This window comes from Methylobacterium nigriterrae (assembly GCF_037106235.1).
Lineage (GTDB): Bacteria > Pseudomonadota > Alphaproteobacteria > Rhizobiales > Beijerinckiaceae > Methylobacterium > Methylobacterium nigriterrae.
On sequence record NZ_JBAWTG010000123.1, the window covers coordinates 1 to 13,368 of the forward strand.

General features: G+C 65.9%; 17 protein-coding genes. 8 read left to right on the forward strand and 9 right to left on the reverse strand.

From position 1 onward, the window contains the following. Positions 1–1,043: 1,043 nt before the first annotated feature. Both WDW90_RS29970 and WDW90_RS29975 read left to right on the forward strand, forming a co-directional pair. Positions 1,044–1,277, forward strand: coding sequence for a hypothetical protein (locus WDW90_RS29970; RefSeq protein ID WP_336491138.1), 234 nt, complete (start codon positions 1,044–1,046; stop codon positions 1,275–1,277). 183 nt (positions 1,278–1,460) lie between these two features. Beyond that, complete coding sequence (locus tag WDW90_RS29975) at positions 1,461–1,796, forward strand: hypothetical protein (RefSeq protein WP_336491139.1); 336 nt, start codon at positions 1,461–1,463, stop codon at positions 1,794–1,796. Between the two features lie 1,187 nt (positions 1,797–2,983). Here WDW90_RS29975 and WDW90_RS29980 read toward each other — a convergent pair. Both WDW90_RS29980 and WDW90_RS29985 read right to left on the reverse strand, forming a co-directional pair. Next, positions 2,984–3,283: a hypothetical protein gene (locus tag WDW90_RS29980; protein WP_336491140.1), complete on the reverse strand. Its 300-nt coding sequence runs from the start codon at positions 3,281–3,283 to the stop codon at positions 2,984–2,986. Positions 3,284–3,464: 181 nt separating this feature from the next. Then, complete coding sequence (locus WDW90_RS29985; RefSeq protein ID WP_336491141.1) at positions 3,465–3,653, reverse strand: hypothetical protein; 189 nt, start codon at positions 3,651–3,653, stop codon at positions 3,465–3,467. A 558-nt stretch (positions 3,654–4,211) separates the two neighbouring features. Between WDW90_RS29985 and WDW90_RS29990 the strand changes: the two genes are divergently transcribed. Then, positions 4,212–4,484 (forward strand): hypothetical protein, encoded by a 273-nt coding sequence (locus tag WDW90_RS29990; RefSeq protein WP_336491142.1) that lies wholly within the window; start codon positions 4,212–4,214, stop codon positions 4,482–4,484. Between the two features lie 378 nt (positions 4,485–4,862). Here the strand turns inward: WDW90_RS29990 and WDW90_RS29995 are convergent, their stop codons facing one another. Continuing rightward, positions 4,863–5,753 carry a tyrosine-type recombinase/integrase gene (locus WDW90_RS29995; protein ID WP_336491143.1) on the reverse strand — a complete coding sequence of 297 codons (891 nt, stop codon included), beginning with the start codon at positions 5,751–5,753 and terminating at the stop codon, positions 4,863–4,865. Between the two features lie 4 nt (positions 5,754–5,757). After that, positions 5,758–6,009: a hypothetical protein gene (locus WDW90_RS30000; RefSeq protein WP_336491144.1), complete on the reverse strand. Its 252-nt coding sequence runs from the start codon at positions 6,007–6,009 to the stop codon at positions 5,758–5,760. A gap of 256 nt (positions 6,010–6,265) precedes the next feature. Between WDW90_RS30000 and WDW90_RS30005 the strand changes: the two genes are divergently transcribed. Together WDW90_RS30005 and WDW90_RS30010 are read left to right on the forward strand one after the other, a co-directional pair. Next, on the forward strand, positions 6,266–6,736 hold the full coding sequence (locus WDW90_RS30005) for a Ros/MucR family transcriptional regulator (RefSeq protein ID WP_336491145.1): 471 nt from the start codon (positions 6,266–6,268) through the stop codon (positions 6,734–6,736). Positions 6,737–6,777: 41 nt separating this feature from the next. Beyond that, on the forward strand, positions 6,778–7,005 hold the full coding sequence (locus tag WDW90_RS30010; RefSeq protein WP_336491147.1) for a hypothetical protein: 228 nt from the start codon (positions 6,778–6,780) through the stop codon (positions 7,003–7,005). An 81-nt stretch (positions 7,006–7,086) separates the two neighbouring features. On the opposite strand, the gene WDW90_RS30015 is transcribed toward WDW90_RS30010, so the two are convergent. Together WDW90_RS30015 and WDW90_RS30020 are read right to left on the reverse strand one after the other, a co-directional pair. Beyond that, complete coding sequence (locus WDW90_RS30015) at positions 7,087–7,404, reverse strand: hypothetical protein (protein ID WP_336491148.1); 318 nt, start codon at positions 7,402–7,404, stop codon at positions 7,087–7,089. 7 nt (positions 7,405–7,411) lie between these two features. Next, positions 7,412–8,572, reverse strand: a complete 1,161-nt coding sequence (locus tag WDW90_RS30020; RefSeq protein ID WP_336491149.1) for an MCP four helix bundle domain-containing protein — start codon at positions 8,570–8,572, stop codon at positions 7,412–7,414. A 287-nt stretch (positions 8,573–8,859) separates the two neighbouring features. Between WDW90_RS30020 and WDW90_RS30025 the strand changes: the two genes are divergently transcribed. Beyond that, positions 8,860–9,042 carry a hypothetical protein gene (locus WDW90_RS30025; RefSeq protein ID WP_336491151.1) on the forward strand — a complete coding sequence of 61 codons (183 nt, stop codon included), beginning with the start codon at positions 8,860–8,862 and terminating at the stop codon, positions 9,040–9,042. Positions 9,043–9,139: 97 nt separating this feature from the next. On the opposite strand, the gene WDW90_RS30030 is transcribed toward WDW90_RS30025, so the two are convergent. Continuing rightward, entirely contained in the window at positions 9,140–9,325 is a 186-nt protein-coding gene (locus WDW90_RS30030; protein ID WP_336491153.1) for a hypothetical protein, read from the reverse strand. 252 nt (positions 9,326–9,577) lie between these two features. Between WDW90_RS30030 and WDW90_RS30035 the strand changes: the two genes are divergently transcribed. Next, positions 9,578–10,303, forward strand: a complete 726-nt coding sequence (locus WDW90_RS30035) for an HD-GYP domain-containing protein (RefSeq protein ID WP_336491154.1) — start codon at positions 9,578–9,580, stop codon at positions 10,301–10,303. A gap of 179 nt (positions 10,304–10,482) precedes the next feature. Next, the gene (locus tag WDW90_RS30040) at positions 10,483–11,202 is read left to right on the forward strand and encodes an ANTAR domain-containing response regulator (protein ID WP_336491156.1); all 720 of its coding nucleotides are present in this window, start codon (positions 10,483–10,485) and stop codon (positions 11,200–11,202) included. 8 nt (positions 11,203–11,210) lie between these two features. On the opposite strand, the gene WDW90_RS30045 is transcribed toward WDW90_RS30040, so the two are convergent. After that, positions 11,211–12,269, reverse strand: a complete 1,059-nt coding sequence (locus WDW90_RS30045) for an HD-GYP domain-containing protein (protein WP_336491158.1) — start codon at positions 12,267–12,269, stop codon at positions 11,211–11,213. A gap of 306 nt (positions 12,270–12,575) precedes the next feature. Further along, positions 12,576–12,758 carry a hypothetical protein gene (locus WDW90_RS30050; RefSeq protein WP_336491160.1) on the reverse strand — a complete coding sequence of 61 codons (183 nt, stop codon included), beginning with the start codon at positions 12,756–12,758 and terminating at the stop codon, positions 12,576–12,578. Between the last annotated feature and the right edge of the window lie 610 nt (positions 12,759–13,368).

Genomic DNA, 13,368 nt, shown 5'->3' on the forward strand with positions numbered 1-13,368 from the left:
CATCATGCCTGGGCTGACCGAGAGATTGCACTGATCGCTCCCCAGCTGGAACGCGGCAGGCGAATTCGCATAATTCGCGCGCTCCCCTTCGCGTAAGTGGAATTATGGAAGGACAGCCCCGGCTCGTCAGAGGTCGGTTGGCCCGTACGCTCGCCTATGGCTCACGACCGGCGACCCGCCCGTCGGCACCCGCCGCGGCGGAGTTTCTTCCTGTCTAGCACCTCTCCGAACCTACCGCATGAAACCTACGTTAACTTGTTAGGCACGGCCCAGACGGGCCGTGTCAGTCACGATCATGGGGAGCAATCCCGATGAAGAATGTAGTCATCCTCGGCGTGTGCGCCGCAGCCACGTTGTCCCTCAGCTCGGCAGCCTTTGCGGCGGAAGGGACGACCTCAGGAGCAGGAACCGGCAAGCCGGCAGCGGCAGATAAGGACCACAGCGGCCCAGCCGCCACCGCCACGGCCCCGGGCGCAAACTACGGTGGCGGAGCACCCGGCGTCGCAGGACAGCCCGGCGGACGAGCGGATCCCGGTCACCCGTCGGGCCCGGGCGAGCGTCCTGAGTCCAAGAAGAAGTGAGGGACGCTTAAGCTCGCGAGGCTGAGCGACGAGCGCATTCCGCCTCAGGCCCTCCTGCGTCGCGCGGTCCACGCATGAAGACGCGGCTGGGCCGGACGGCCTTCCCCAACCGCGGCTGATCCCGATCAGGGCGCCGATTGGTTCTAATGAGCCCAGTTTCCTTCGCGTAAGCCCATTTTTGGAACCGGAAATCGGCCCTCCGAGAAGCATTCGGAAGCTCTGATCCGGGCCGCGCGGCGCCTCGCAGTACAGGGCCAGTCGATCGTCCCGCCGTAGGGCCTTGCGCGCGCGTCGAATTACTCAGCAGGACTATGCGACCGAATTCGCCCCCCAATGCCGCAAGGTGGACCTACTCGCGAAGGGGACGTGCCGGCGGTCTGTATCCAGCGTACGGACACGGCACCAATCAATCCCCATTCGCATTGCCTGATCAACAGAGTGGAATCTGGCAAAGGATTGTGGATGTTGTTGATCGTGTTTTCGGCCTTCATTGGAGCCCCAATCACCACAGCTTTGCTGTGGGGACATGGCGCTGTCGAGGCAATTCTGGCCGCCCCCTTCGGAGGAAGCCTAGCAGGACTTTGCGCCGCCGCACTTATCGGCTTCCGGCACGAGGTTCGCACGCGCATGCCCCGCCAGATGAAGCAGGTGCACGCCTATTTCAGTCCGACCTGGACGGCGCCCGCGCACTGCTGACCTCTTCGCCGTCTCGCATTCAGGAGGCTTCCGGAAGGAACCGCGGCGACGCCATGTCCGCAGCTGCGCGGATTGGGCGGTATGGAGCCGCCCGCCTCGCCAACGGTCATGGCTATCGCCGCGCTCTCTAGCTAGAGCTTGGCACTGAGCCATGTAGATCCGCAGGACTTCTCAGGGACGAACATGCTCGCACGCCGCTCGCTGGCCCTCGCCATCGCAACGCTCGCCTCAGCGCCCACGCAGGCCGACGATTGCCCCAAGCACTTCCGGGACTATGGCCTGTTCCTTCAGGCGAAGAAGTCCTGCGCACGGGACGAGCCGTACCCCTCGATGAAGGTCATTAAGACCTGCGCCAAGGAGACGCCGAAGGAGAGCGCGCTCAACCTGATGGACGAGGGGCGCCGCGAATGGGCCCGCCGCGTGATGCGCACGAGCCTCGGCAGCATGTGCCAGGAGGTGTTCTCGGAACACTCTGCCGCGCCGAAGGGCTCCAGGCGCTCAGTCGCGAAGGAGCCCTGATCCTGGGCCGAGCTCAGCTGGCGAGTGGGCGCGGCTTCGGCACCTCAATCGTGACAAGCTGGCCCGTGAGCGGATTGAGGATCACCATGACGCTCTCCTGCACTCGTGCGAGCGACGAGTTCGCGGACCTAAACGGGCGAAATCGCGACAGTTTCCCGGGTTTAATCCGACGTGGTTAGGGCCCTCTTAACCCTCGGCGATGATCTTCCCGCCGCCTGTCGCGAACTGTCCTGTCGGCAGCAGGCACCCCGCCGGCCTTCGGAGCGGACGGCGGGGCCTTCCTCCATCCGTTGAAGGCTCGCAACTGACGTCTGGTCCACGGCGTTAGGCGCCGGAATTTCTGGGGCTCTCGATGAACGACCACGTTGCGGAAGAAGGAAAGTGGGCGCGGATCCAACGTGTTGCCCTGGCGCTCCTGTTGTCGAGCCCCCTGGCCGTGGGCTTCGGCTGGACCCTGCGGCTCTGGTAGCCGCCCGCGGCTAGCGGGGTCACCGACCGCAGCATCGTCGGATGAGGAAGAGGTGACGTGCCGGGCTGGTGACTACCACCCCTATCCTGGAGGGCGCACGGTGATGCTCTGCCCCGAGATCGGGGCCGGCAATCCGTTGCAAGGGGGCAGAAGACTGGGCGCGAGAGGCCGGGCCCAAGGGGCACTGGCCGCGACATGCTTGCAAGGGGAAGCGCGCGGCCCGTGCCTGCCACCCTGGATGAGGAACAGGGCGCCTGGCCATGCTGCGCGCCGTGGCCGGGACTGGCAATAGAAGCGGGCGCCGGCCGCGCTCGGAGGTTGGGCCAAGCCGCCGGCTCTCGGCTGTTTCCGCCACCTGCCGAGTGGGCGAGACCGCCCAAATGCTCAAAAGGCAGTCTGCTGGTCAGACTAGCAGGCGCCGTTTACACTGCTTTAAGTGTAATCATGCGCAAATTGTCGCGCTCGAATGACAAGAGCGGAAACTGCGGCGCAGACTGTCCTAGCGTTGGTCTGCGCCGCTATTTTGTCCGAATAGTCTGCCTCGCACTCAGCGCCCGCCTGATGTTCTGAAGGCAGCACAGCTTCTACTGAACCCTGAGCGTGGCCGCGGCAGACTTGTCGTCCTGCTAGCGCGGGACGCCCCGAGGTCGTGCCGGGCTAGAAGCGCGGCGCCGGCCGCTTCCCTGCTTGCATCCAGAAGCCGCCGGCGATCTCGGCCTCAGGCGCGGCCTGCGGGTACCCATTGTGAATGCGGGGGCTCCTCGGGCTTCGCCAGGTGGGAGACGTCCTCTGCGAGGGGAGCGTCTTTGGCAAGCGTTCCGATCAAGCGGAGGAGCTTCTGATGCTCCGGTCCGCCTCCGCCGGCAACCAGGAAGGATCCGACTTCAAGCTCGATCGACGGCCCGTCGGATGCGGGGTTCGGCTCGTGTAGGACAAAGGGACGTCCCTTCGCCTCGTCGCGCACCAAGAACCACCGATCGCCGTTCGGGCTCACGTAGAGCTCGCGCCGCCAGATCATCGCCGGATCCTTCGTAGAAGCTGCCCGCGGAAGCAACGCGAGGCACGGACGAACGCTCCGGCTGTTTTCCCCCTTTCCGAACGGGAGGAGCTCGGCCGCTCAGCGGCCGGCATGTCTCACAAAGGTATGCCCTAACTGTCAGCTTGAGCGCACAGGAACCGTGCCGTTCAGCTATGGGCCCCTAATCTGCCTCTTCGCCCAGCTCGCGCCACGCGTTGGGCTCGCCGTAAGCACCTTCAAGTTCAAGGTGCCATCCGCCATCCTCCCAAACGCCGATGGCCATCCACTCGCCGCCATGCTCGTCGAGCGGCCCCTTGAGGTAGACCTCGCGGCCATCCTTGGGCGCCGAGTCGATTGGGTGCCATTGCATAGTGATCTCCCCCGAACCTGTCGTGACGCGGCCACAAGCCTAGGGTCCAGCTGTGGCCGTTACAGACACGGCAGACGAGGCCACAGGCTCCTGCTGCACAACGAACCCGATCAGAGCGAGCGCGCCTAAAGCCGCAATCCCGGCGAGCGGTAGCAACATGCGAAACGCTGGCGTGGCGGCACGCTCATTGTCGTTGGCTCGCGTGCCTGTGAGGCGCCCCGAGAGGTGCCGCGTCACCAGAGGATGAGCGCTGTCACCCCAGCGAGGAGCAATCCGGCGAGAACGAAGCGGCCACATACGACGACCACTCACCGCTGAAGACGAACCCTGCTGTCGATGCCGGGTAAAGGACCAGCGCCAAAGCCAACGGATGCGAGCGGGCGGCGTTCCGCGATCCTCCCCGAAGCGCAACCAGCATCCAGGGTGTGTCCGCCCGAACGCAGCGCTGGCAATTCAAGCACTTATGCAACGCAGGATTGTCCCAGAAGCTTGACCGTTGGAGGAACCTTCCGAGAGACCTCCCCCTAGGGGCCAGCTTGAGCGCCCTCGGGGGAAATCATGAAGTCGTTTCTGGCAGTTGCCGTGCTGGCAGCTGTGGCCCTTGGTGGCTGCAAGACTGCCGCAGAGCGCCTGCAGGCGCAGGATGCCGCGGACCGTGCCACGTGCTCCCGCTTGGGGGCTGCACCCGGCTCAGATCGGGAGTTCCAGTGCAAGCTGACGCTCGAGACGCAGCGTCGGAACGAATCCGCCGCCTACGGGGCCGCGCAAGAGGCGGTCGCAGCCCAGCAGCGGCAGCAGTATTTCAATCAGCTCATGTTTGGCCGCCGATAACACATCCAGCCTCAAGGCCTGAGATGCGGGCCGAGCAGCGGGACCACGAGAAGCGGTTCTGAAGCGGGCAGGGGTCACCGACCGCAACAGGCTCCATGGCTGGCAACCACGTCTGCGGCCGGCGCCTGCCACCCTGCGTGTGCCTCAGGGCGCACGAGGATGCTGCGCCGCAAGGCAGAGACCGGCAATCGTAGAGATCGAACGCGCTGAGGGGTCACCGACCGCAACGCCGCTCGGGAACGATCGAACGGGCTCGGTCGGTGACTGCCACGCTCGTCCCAGGACGTGGGCTACCAGTGCACGTCGCGTGCCGGCACCCGAACACCGGCGGGATGCCCCGGTTAGCCCTCCTATAGGGAGCTGACCCAGCGTCCCGAGTTAAACGCCGAGGTAGCGGGCTGAACTGTCGGTGGGCCGGGCGTGCAGGTAGCGCCCGGTCGTCGCGACCGAGGCGTGGCCGAGCGTCGCCTGGACGAGGTGGACCGGCGCGCCGCGGTCGAGGGCGTGCGAGGCGTGGGCGTGCCGCAGCCAGTGCGCCGAGACCGCGGGCGCGAGCCCGGCGCGGGACGCCGCCGCCTTCACGACCCGGTGCACGGCGCTCGCATCGAGCGGGCCGCCCTTGCGCGAGCGGAACACCGGAGCGTCCGGCCCGGCCGCGCCGCGGAGGCCGTCGAGCAGCGTCCAGGTCCGGGCCGAGAGCAGCACCACGCGGGTTTTTCCGCCCTTGCCGTAGACGGCGACTTGCCCGGCCGCCTCGCGGGCGACGAGGTCGCGCCAGCGCAGGCCGCACGCCTCCGAAACCCGCAGGCCGGCGCCGTACAGGAGGGTGAGGAGCGCCCGGTTGCGCGGGTTCGGCTCCAGCGCCAGGGCGCGCACGAGGTCGGCCTCGTCGAGGATGCGCTCGGCCAGCGTGTTCTTGACGGGCGGCACCTTCACGGCCGCCCCGACGTTCACGGGCAGGTAGCCGGTCTGGGCTGCGAACGAGAGCAGCGATTTCACAACGGCCACGGCGTTCGCCCGTGTGGCCGAGGCGCGGCCGTCGAGGCTTTTCACGTAGCCGAGCACGTCCGCGAGCGTGACGGCCGCCAGCGGCTTGCCGACGTGGCGCCGGAAGGCCGCCGCCTGCCGGGCGTAGTTGCGGCGGGTGTGCGGGCTCGCCTGCCGGCTCAACCAGAGTTCGACGAAGGCCGCGTCGGGCTCGGCCGCGCGCACGACGAGGTCGGCGCGGGGCTCGGACAGGGCCCCCACGCGCACGGGAAGAAGGGGCATCGCGTCAGTGTTCCGGGCCGCTGACGAGTTCGCAGGCGCCGTCGAGGTGCCTCTCGATGGCCCACATGGCAGCGTCGAGGGTGGGATAGGGGATATACGGACCACCGAGCCGGGCTCCGGGCTCCGGCACGACGGTGAACTCGTTTGACCACGGGGTCTGCCGGATCGTGCCGAGCACATGCCCGAGCCGGTCCTCCAGGCGCCACGTGCCGCCGGCCGACTGGGCCGACTGGGCCGGGGTCACGACCACATCCATGGCGCTTCTCCGAACGCAAGATAAAGGCTCTTGTCTTGCGTTCGAAACAGCGCGTCAAGGCGTATCAGGAGGCCCAGCGAAGCGTGGAGGCGCGCCGACATGCATCAGTAGAAAACCGCAAGGCGCGGGACAGACCCGCTTTCGGCGGAATGGCGGCTGATTTCTCCTAAAGAGTGATTGTACTCCCGGTGCAATCGCACCGAGTCTCTGATCATCAACGAGTGGTCGGAGGGAAGCCGTGAAAGAAGTTCCTGGAGTGCCGTCGAAAATCTATGCCGGCGTCACGGCTCAGATCGTCTCGGCCTACGCTTCGAAGCATTCCGTCTGGGCCGCTCACCTGCCGGATCTGATCGCCTGCGTACACGCCGCGCTGTCCGGGCTACGCAAGACTGCGGAACCGGCCGGCAACGTCGAGAAGCCCACGCCGGCTCAAATCAAGAACTCGATCACGCCGGACGCGCTGATCTCCTTCATCGACGCCAAGCCCTACAAGACGCTCAAGCGCCATCTGACGCGGCACGGGCTCAGCATGCAGGACTACCGCGCCCGCTATGGCCTGCCGGTGGACTACCCCGCGACAGCCCCGAACTTCTCGGCCCGGCGCTCCGAACTGGCCCGGGCCCTCGGCCTCGGCCACCAGCGCCGGAAGTCTGCAGGTAGCTCCGCCCCCTCATCTGAGCCGAAGGGCAGACGCAAGGCGAAGGGTGCCGGCCAAGCCGAGGCGTGAGGCGCGGACAGACAAGGTCCACCGCGGCAGGGAGACAGGCGATGCGCCGGCTTGGGATGCTCGTCTTCCTCACGGGCGCGTTTTGCCCACCCATCGCCCTCCTGCTGATGCTCGTCCCTGGCGCTATAGTCGGCGACATGGATTGGCTCACGTCCCGGACTGATCTGATGCTGCTCGGTCTCTGGGGGGCGGCTGTCCTGCTGCTCGCAGCGCTCACCGCATTGGGGTGCCTCGCCAGCGCCAAGCGTCAGGGCAAGGGCAGCTGGTGATGGCTGCTGTTTCGCGCGAGGTATGCAGTGCGGGTGAGAGCACGGCCCCGTGCTCGAGCTTCCGAAGGAAGGGGTTGCTTATCAGGCTGGCAGCCTCCGGATGTTCCTGATCAGCTTCTCGACGCTCACGCTCATCCGCTGAGCGGCTTCCAGCAGCCCCTTCTTCTCAGGATGAGCAAGGCGGGTGCTCGCCGCAAGCGCGTCCATCTCCAAGTGCAGCTGTACCCGCAGGTAGTGCAGAAGGGCAGCCTGCTTGCGCAGATGAGCGGCCTCGCTGCGCAGAGCATGACCGTGCGGACCCAGCTCTGTCCCATCGGTGGACAGCTTGGCGAGATTTGCCGTTAGACGAGCGATCTGGGCCGTGCCGCGATGCGCATCGAGGACGTGGATCTCCGCCATGATTGCCTCAGGCGGCCCGAACAGTGGTCAGGAACCGGGTCACCTCGGCCGAGAGATGCTCGGACTGGCGCGACAGCTCGGAGGCCGCGCCAAGCACTTGGCCCGCCGCCGCGCCCGTCTCCTCGGCGGCGGCCGCCACCGTGCTGACGTTCGAGGCAGCCTCTTCGGCGGCTGCGGCTACGGTGGTGGACTGGCTGGCCGTCTCGGCCGCCGTCCCGGACATGCTTTGGGCGGTCGCCTGCAGCTCGGTGGCGGCCGCGCTGACCAGGCCGACGATGCCGCCGATGGCAGCCTCGAAGCGGTCGGCCATCTCGTGCATGGCCGCTTTCCGCTGCGCCTCCGCACCGGCCCGGGCGAGCGCCGTCTCCTCCTCCAGAGCGCGCATCCGGATCAGCCCGTCCTTGAACACCTGCACGGCATCGGCCATGGCCCCGATCTCGTCCTTCCGGCCAATGCTGGGCACAGCCACGCTCGTATCGCCGCCCGCCAGCCTGCGCATCGCAGAGGTCATGCGCTCAATGGGCCGCGAAATGCCGAGCAGGCTGAAGAGAGCGGCGCCGAGGGAGGCGAGGATCGCCACCGCCATAGCGATGAGGGCCGTCCGAGTGGCCGTGGCCGCGCTGGCGATACTCTCGGCCACGCCCGTCTCGGCTGCCCGCTTGTTGAAGGCAACATCCTGCTGGAGGGCGTCCGCGGCCTCCTTGGCCCGCTGCGCCAGTTCCGGGGCAACCAGCAGCGCCAGCGCCTCACTTCTACGGTTCGCCTCCATCGCGTCGAGCACCGGCTGCTGGTCGGTCAGATACCGGCTCCAGGCTGCGGAGAACTGCCCATAGAGCTCCTTCTCCTCAGCGGAGGTGATCAGCGGCTCGTACTCGCGGCGCAGCTTGGCCAGGCTCTCGGCGGTTGCAGCCAAGACCTTCTTGCTATCGGCGAAGGCCTTCTGCGTCTCGGAGGCCACGACGAAGCGGTAGAGCTTGACGCGGTAGTCGCGGATTGCCGTGTTGATCCGGTTGACGGCGTTCACGGAGGGCAGGCTTTTCGCCCCGATCTCATGGGCATTGCGTTGGATCTCGGCGAGATCTCGAAGGCTGACCAGCCCCTGTCCGGCCGAGATCAGGGCGGACAAGCCGAACAGGCTTGCAAGGATAAGCTTGACCGAGAGGCGCATGATCAATCCCGACGCGACCAAGAGTTGGCAGGCCGGATGCATGAAGCCAGGCATGGATTAAGATTTCAGTACGTTGTCTTAGCAACGTCGGCGCTGGGCCACCTATCATCGATTAACATTCGATGCTCACTGCATGGCGCTCTGGGCCGATGGGCAGTCGTCTACGAACCGTTCACTCTTCTAGTAGAGCTCTCTTGAATGCCCAGAACCTTCGCTGTTTGATGTATTCGCACGGGGGCAGACTTCATGAAAGCCTGCGATTACCGTTGCAATTGGGGAGAATGGTTATGCGTGCATTCAAGTCTGGCGCGATCGCCGCAGCGGCTTTTGGTATTTTTGGCCTAGTGGCCAGCGCGGAACTCTCGCTGGCGCAGCGTGGCGCACTCACGATGGACGACACCTATGCCCAGATGGGCGGCATGACGTTTCAAGTGGCTAAGCTCCCAATGGTGCTGGCCAAGAAGGCGTAAATAATTTTTGCCAGGCAGTTCACATTCCCGAGAAACAAGTCACGGCGCTGCTCCCCCGTTCAACATTTAGCAGGGATTGATCGGGACACTTGCCCGATCAACCGCTGGCCTGGGGCGCTACCTGTCTGATTACGCCAGCAGCGCTTGCTCGACCGTGTTCCTCGATGGTGCGATGCGCAGCTTCCTCGTTCTGACGGATACGCCTGCGCGCGGTGAACGCCTCGCGCGTGAGCTGAATGCGGTTGCGCCCTGCATCGTGGTGGATCTGCTCGATCCCGATCACCGCAGCCTCTGCCCTTCAGCAGAAAGCCTGCGGGCGATCGTGAGCGACGCCTCGCTGATCCCCTCCGCAACGATCGCGGCTCTGCGCCTTCAACTCGATCGCTTCAAGGCGAGCCGGCTCCCGTATCTCTGCCTGCTCCACGAAGACACCCCGCGCACTCGCCTGCAAGCCACGGCTCTCGGCGCTTCCCGTGTGCTCAGAGCCGAGAGCGTCGGTGCCAGTCTGCTTGGAGCCCTGAAGGAGCTCGCAGGCTTGCGCGATGCGACCTCGTCCGAGGTGCACGCCGGTGTCGCGGCGGCCGACGCGGCGCTCGCGCGCATCTTCGAAATCGGCCGCAGCCGCGATGGCGTCGTCACGCCAGACCTGATCGCTACCGGCACGGGGTTCGTCGAGAAGGCCGTGCAGCAGGCCGGTATCCGCGAGTGGCTGGAGATCGTCTGGCGCTTCGACGATGCAACCCATCAGCACTGCCTGCTCGTGGCCGGCTTGGCTGCCGGCTTTGCGCGCTCGCTCGGCTTGCGCAGCGCCGATTGCCAGAGGCTGACCCAGGCTGCTGTCCTGCACGACGTGGGCAAAGCCAGGATCCCGAGCCACATCCTCAACAAGCCCGGTCCTCTCAGCCCCGAGGAGCGGGCGATCATGAACCAGCATCCGGTGCACGGACATCGCATGCTTCTGGGCACTGGCTTCTGCGAAGAGATGCTCGCGGTGGTGCGCTCCCATCACGAGTGCCTGGACGGATCCGGCTATCCGGACGGCCTCAAGAGTGCCCAGATCCTGGACCTCGTGCGGCTGGTGAGCATCTGCGACATCTACGGTGCCCTGATCGAGAGGCGGCCCTACAAGACACCGCTGTCGGCCGAGCGCGCTTATGCCATCCTGGAGGGCATGATCGGCAAACTGGACGGAGACTTGGTGCGCGCCTTCCGGCCCTTCGCGGCCCTGGCAGACACGGCGCAGCCGGAAGCAGCCGCATGACCCGCCATTCAGCTCCACCACAGTGCGGCAAACTGGCTGACCCATCTGCAACTGGACCCGTGCTGATTGCCGAGGACGATGCGCAGCGCCGTGCCGTCCTGTCCAGCATCGTTCGGCGCTTTGATCCCGCTGCAAGCCTGGTCGAGGTGACGTCCGGCTCAGACCTTGTCGAGGCTGTCTTGAGCCGAAAGCCGACGCTCGCCTTCGTCGGCCTGCAGCTGGAGGGGCTCAGCGGGCCGGAGGCCATCGCGCTGGCCCGCAAGTCCGGCGGGGTGCTGTCCTGCCTGATCCTGATGACCCCGCGTGCCTTCCCACAGTGGCAGGAGATCGCCCAGAGCCTCGGCGCCTACGAGGTGTTGAAGCTGCCGCTCGATCCGCAGCACATCGAACCTCTGCTGCAGGCAAATCGGCGTCGACATCAGCCCACCTCCGTGCTCCTGGCCTGCGCCTCGGAGGCGGGACGCGGCGCGATCAGCCGCGTGCTCGCCCGCAGCGGCTTCAGCCTTGCCGTCGACGAAACGGACAGCGGCCGGCACGCGCACAAGCTTCTGCGCATGGGAACCTATGATCTGGCCTTCCTCGACACGAGCTTACCCGATCTCGACGGGCTGGAGCTCGCCTGCCAGGTGCAGAGACTTCAGCTGCCAACCCGGATCACCCTGCTCACGGCGCAGCATCCACATCCGATCGGGCAGGCCGCCCGCTACTCCGGCGTCGCATTCGTGCTCAAGATGCCGTTTTATCCCCGCGACATCGATCTGGCGCTCCACCACGCGCTTGAGCTGCGCCGGCCATACCTTCTGAATGCGTTGACGAAGCCGCCAGCGCCGACCGCTCTGCTCAGGATTGCGGATCTTCCCGCCCGGCGCGAGCACGTAGGATCCGCGATGGCTCGGTAGATGGCGCGTCAGGCTGCGCGGGTCACGGCGTGGCCGAAGGCTTGCACGAAGCGCGGCTCGACCTTGCCGTTCATGCCCTGTAGCACGCTCATGGCCTCATCTGGCGTCATCGCGGGCTTGTAGGAGCGCCGTTCGGTCAGGGCTGCGTAGATGTCGCAGACAGTGAGGAACCGAACGACGTCACTGATCGCCTCGCCACTAAGGGCATCGGGGTAGCCGGAGCCGTCGAGCATCTCGTGATGGTGGCGGACCGCATCCAGCATGGCCGGGTCGGAATCCTGGCTTGCCTTTAGGATCTCAAACCCGAGCACCGCATGCGTGCGCATGAGGGCCGCTTCGCCTGAATCGAGTGACCCACGTTTGAGCAGAAGGGCACGGGGGATCCGCGCCTTGCCGACATCGTGCACCAGGGCTGCCCGGACCAAGCGCTGTCGCTGGACCTTCGGAAAGCCGATATGCGCGGCAAACTGCGCGGCCAAGCCGGCGACAACGAGGGAGTGCTGGTAAGTGGCGTTGTCGTGGGCGCGGATGGCGTTGAGCCAGCGTGGCAGGCCGCTGTCCTGAAGAGCCGCGAGAAGAGGATCGATACAGCGGTCTATGGAGTGGAGATCCACACGTCCGACGGCCTCGGCACGGACAAATAGGTCCGTGAGTGCCGTTCCAGCTCGTTCGGCGCACTGGCGGACGGTAGCGTTGAGGCTGCTCTTGGCGGGGTTGATGAGGTTCAGCAGCGCCGTGACGATGACATGCGGCTCCGTGTAGAAGGGCAGGCAGGCACTTGCGCCGAGGACCTGCGCCTGCTGCAAGGCCTCGGCGGAGACGCGCTGCGAGACGCATAGGACCGGTGGCTTCTCCGCCCAAGATTGCAGGCGCAAGGCCAGCAGGCACCGCATGGCGGCCGGACGGGTGTGGTCGAGGTCGGTCACGATGGCCGCCACGGCTTGCAGATGCGACCAGTCAACGTCGGGTGTGACGATCTCGCAGGCGCTGATGCCGCGCAATGCGTCGGCCAGAGGCGCGCTGCGTCTCGGCTGATCACTGACGAGGACGATGAGCCCGCCAAGCACGACAGCAATCCTTCGAGTGAGCCCGCAGCTGGAAGTTATACTCGTCAGGGCATTAAGCGCGTGCAGCGACCTGACAAGGCAGCCGACAAATTTGGAGAATGGCTAAGGTTGTCCATCCCCGGAGCACGAGTCCGACGCCAGACGATGAAGGCAGGCACTGAGCGTACTCAGACATGATGGCGAAACGAATAACGCCAGGCCTTTCATGCTCGCCAACAAAGCTCCCCAAGTGGGGAAAGTCTGTAGCCAGACACCCACGCCACGGCGAGGCCAGGCAATCTGTGGGCCGAAATTCGGCAATTTGCCTCAAGCCTTCTTGGCTGCCAGCGGCCGCAGGTCGGTCAGCTGGAAAGGCTGACCACCCGTCTGAGCGTAAGCCTCGTCCATGATGACAGTGCCGCTCTGAGCGAGCGCGAGTTCAGCGCGAACCAAGCCACCGGTACCAACCAGAACCGCGACGGCAACGAGAGCAGCTTTGAAGTGGCGCATGTTCATCTCCCTTGTGGGTGAGATGAGGATCGGCCACGCCCGTGAAGGATAGGACGCGAATTTGCGTCAAATTGTACGGGCTCCCGCTGTACGAGCTGGTATGCGCACCGATGGTTAAGTGGTGGTAGCGCCTCATGCTGAGCTCGCCGGCCGCGCCTGACGTCAACGAGGTCGCCGGCTCTCGGCTGTTTGCCGCCACCTGCCGAGTGGGCGAGGCCGCCCGTCTGCTAGGTGGCCTGCTGTGATGGTAGCATCGATGAGGCGACGTGTGCTGACTAGCCCCGGAGCGGCCGCGCATTCGGCACGATGCCAGCGAAGGGACCGCGGCCCGACGCCATGTCCGCGACCCTGCGCGGAGCGGGCGTTCTGTCGTCATCCTGTCGGTGAGCTTGCTGAGATCCGCGCTGCAATCCAAGCCCGCGCCGCTTCCAGGTTGTTGAACCAGACAGACAGCACATCGGTGGCGCAGGCCCCGAACCCCGCTTCGACACACCACTGGCCTGCCAGCCCGTTGCGCCATGCAGCTCCGCGCTCAGGCGCACCAGGACCGCCACGAGCTTCCCATCCGCGAACGCGAGGCGTCCCTCGGTGTCCTCGCTCTGCGTCCCGA